This is a genomic window from Pseudomonas sp. Sample_9 (genome assembly GCF_004307535.1).
Lineage (GTDB): Bacteria > Pseudomonadota > Gammaproteobacteria > Pseudomonadales > Pseudomonadaceae > Aquipseudomonas > Aquipseudomonas mercuritolerans.
Genome location: NZ_RAZO01000267.1, coordinates 3,261 through 5,792 on the forward strand (window position 1 = coordinate 3,261; position 2,532 = coordinate 5,792).

Genomic DNA, 2,532 nt, shown 5'->3' on the forward strand with positions numbered 1-2,532 from the left:
GCGCGCAGTGCCGACAACCCGAGCGGGCCTTCCGTGGCGATGTACAGCACATCCGGGCGCTGGCGTTTCCAACGGCGCAGCAGTTTATGCATCGACGACTGGCCCCATTGCAGTCCCGGATAGCCCGGTAGTGGCCATCCGCGACACAGCAACAGTGCATCGTCTTCGCTGCGTTGCGGATCGATGGCCTGGCGCGGGCGCACGAGCTCCACCTGATGCCCACGTGCGCGCAAACCCTCGCACAAGCGGCCAAGGGTATTGGCCACGCCGTTGATTTCCGGTGGGAAGGTTTCGCTGATGAGAGTGATATGTAGAGCTGTCGTCATGACCTCAGTGTCGGCTGAGGCCATGTCGAGCTTGTTACGGTCGGATGATGGATTTGTGACGCGGTCAGTGTTGTATCACCAGATTTTCGGCGCCACGCTCACGCACCCAAAACAACGTCGCCCCGGCTACCGCCGCCGGCATCATCAGGATGTTGACCACCGGAATCAGCAACACCAGATAGACGATCCCGCCAAAACTCATGCTCTGCCAGCGCTTCTGCCGCAGCCAGGCAAGCATCTCGTTCCAGCCCAGTTTGTGGTTGTCCGCCGGGTAGTCGATGTACTGGATGGCCATCATCCACACGCCGAACAGCAGCCATAACGGCGCGGCGACGATATTCACCACCGGGATGAACGACAGGATGAACAGGCCGATGGCGCGCGGCAGGAAGTAGCCGAGCTTGCGCATTTCCCGGGAAAGGGTGCGCGGGATCATCGCGATCAGTTCGCCCCAACTGAACGCCGGGAAATCATCGGTGCCGCGCACCACCACTTCGACTTTTTCCGCGAGGAAGCCGTTGAACGGTGCGGCAATGATGTTGGCGAGCATGGTGAAGGTGAAAAACACCATCAAGGCCACGAGGACCACGAACAACGGCCACAGAATATAGCTGAGGAAACTCAGCCATTCAGGCAACGACGGCATCAGCGTATCGACCCAAAGGCTGAACTGGTGGCCGGCCAGATAGATCAATCCGACGAACAGCACCAGGTTGATCGCCAGCGGCAACAACACGAACAGGCGCAGGCCAGGGCTCAGGACCAGTTTGAGGCCTTCGCGCAGGTATTGCGGGCCGGACAGAACGGGGGCGGGCATAAGGTGCTCCGAAGCAAGGGAAAACGCGCCGACGTTACCGGCTTTGCCCTAGCGGCGAAAGCGCGGCAGAGCAATCGACATTCACTGTAACAAAGAGGTCTATCTCGTCAGCGTCTCGGCATAGAGACCACCTATGAGCTGGATTGTTAAACCGTATTTCCTTAATCTTGCCCCCCTCGATACGCTGCACCCAACTTTTTACAGGACTGTCGAGTTCAAGCCTTCCCCAAGGTGTCCACGGTCCTTTTTTATTTCGCCGGCCGTCCGGCGTCCGTGCCAGATTTTTCATGGCCGGCCAACAGGAGCAGATTCATGTCTGAAGTCCGTCATTCGCGAGTGATCATTCTCGGTTCCGGCCCCGCCGGCTACAGCGCTGCGGTCTACGCGGCCCGCGCCAACCTCAAGCCACTGCTGATCACCGGCATGCAGGCCGGCGGTCAACTGACTACCACCACCGAAGTCGACAACTGGCCGGGTGATGTCCACGGTCTGACCGGCCCGGTGCTGATGGAGCGCATGCGCGAGCACGCCGAGCGTTTCGAGACCGAGATCGTCTTCGATCACATCAACGCCGTGGACTTCGCTGCCAAGCCGTACACTCTGACCGGCGACAGCGCGGTTTACACCTGTGATGCTCTGATCATCGCCACCGGTGCCAGTGCCCGTTACCTGGGTCTGCCGTCGGAAGAAGCGTTCATGGGCAAAGGCGTGTCGGCCTGCGCGACCTGCGACGGTTTCTTCTACCGCAACAAGCCGGTCGCCGTGGTTGGCGGTGGCAACACCGCTGTCGAAGAAGCGCTGTACCTGGCCAACATCGCCAGCACCGTAACCCTGATCCACCGTCGCGAAACCTTCCGCGCCGAGAAGATCCTGATCGACAAGCTCAACGCCCGTGTGGCCGAAGGCAAGATCATCTTGAAGTTGAACGCCAATCTGGACGAAGTCCTTGGCGACAACATGGGCGTAACCGGCGCGCGTCTGCGCAACAACGATGGCAGCTTCGACGAGATCAAAGTCGACGGCGTGTTCATCGCCATCGGCCACACCCCGAACACTTCGCTGTTCGAAGGTCAGCTGACTCTGAAGGACGGTTACCTGGTTGTGCAGGGCGGCCGCGAAGGCAATGCGACGGCCACCAGCGTCGAAGGCATCTTCGCTGCCGGTGACGTGGCTGACCACGTTTACCGTCAGGCCATCACCTCGGCCGGCGCCGGTTGCATGGCGGCACTGGACACCGAGCGCTACCTGGACGGCCTGCAGAACGCCACGTTCTAAGACCGCAGGGCACAAAAAAACCGGCCAGAGATTGGCCGGTTTTTTTGTGCCCGAGATTCGCAGCCGCCACGCATCCAGTGTGGGAGCGAGCCTGCTCGCGAAAGCGGTGTATCA

3 protein-coding genes are annotated in these 2,532 nt (G+C 60.4%); 1 reads left to right on the top strand and 2 read right to left on the bottom strand.

Annotation, left to right across the window (positions count from 1 at the left end; genetic code table 11):
* Together D6877_RS29935 and cysZ are read right to left on the bottom strand one after the other, a co-directional pair.
* Nucleotides 1–350 (bottom strand): glycosyltransferase (locus D6877_RS29935; RefSeq protein WP_241662905.1); only part of this gene is annotated, 350 nt, incomplete at its 3' end.
* Nucleotides 351–390: 40 nt separating this feature from the next.
* Nucleotides 391–1,143 (bottom strand): sulfate transporter CysZ, encoded by a 753-nt coding sequence (gene cysZ / locus D6877_RS14855; protein WP_038861129.1) that lies wholly within the window; start codon nt 1,141–1,143, stop codon nt 391–393.
* A 312-nt stretch (nt 1,144–1,455) separates the two neighbouring features.
* Between cysZ and trxB the strand changes: the two genes are divergently transcribed.
* Complete coding sequence (gene trxB / locus D6877_RS14865; protein WP_016771656.1) at nt 1,456–2,418, top strand: thioredoxin-disulfide reductase; 963 nt, start codon at nt 1,456–1,458, stop codon at nt 2,416–2,418.
* Nucleotides 2,419–2,532 lie beyond the last annotated feature (114 nt).

What these genes read in the sequence shown, in the direction of transcription:
- cysZ (WP_038861129.1), bottom strand. Translation starts at nt 1,143, where the DNA reads ATGCCCGCCCCCGTTCTGTCCGGCCCGCAATACCTGCGCGAAGGCCTC.
- trxB (WP_016771656.1), top strand. Translation starts at nt 1,456, where the DNA reads ATGTCTGAAGTCCGTCATTCGCGAGTGATCATTCTCGGTTCCGGCCCC.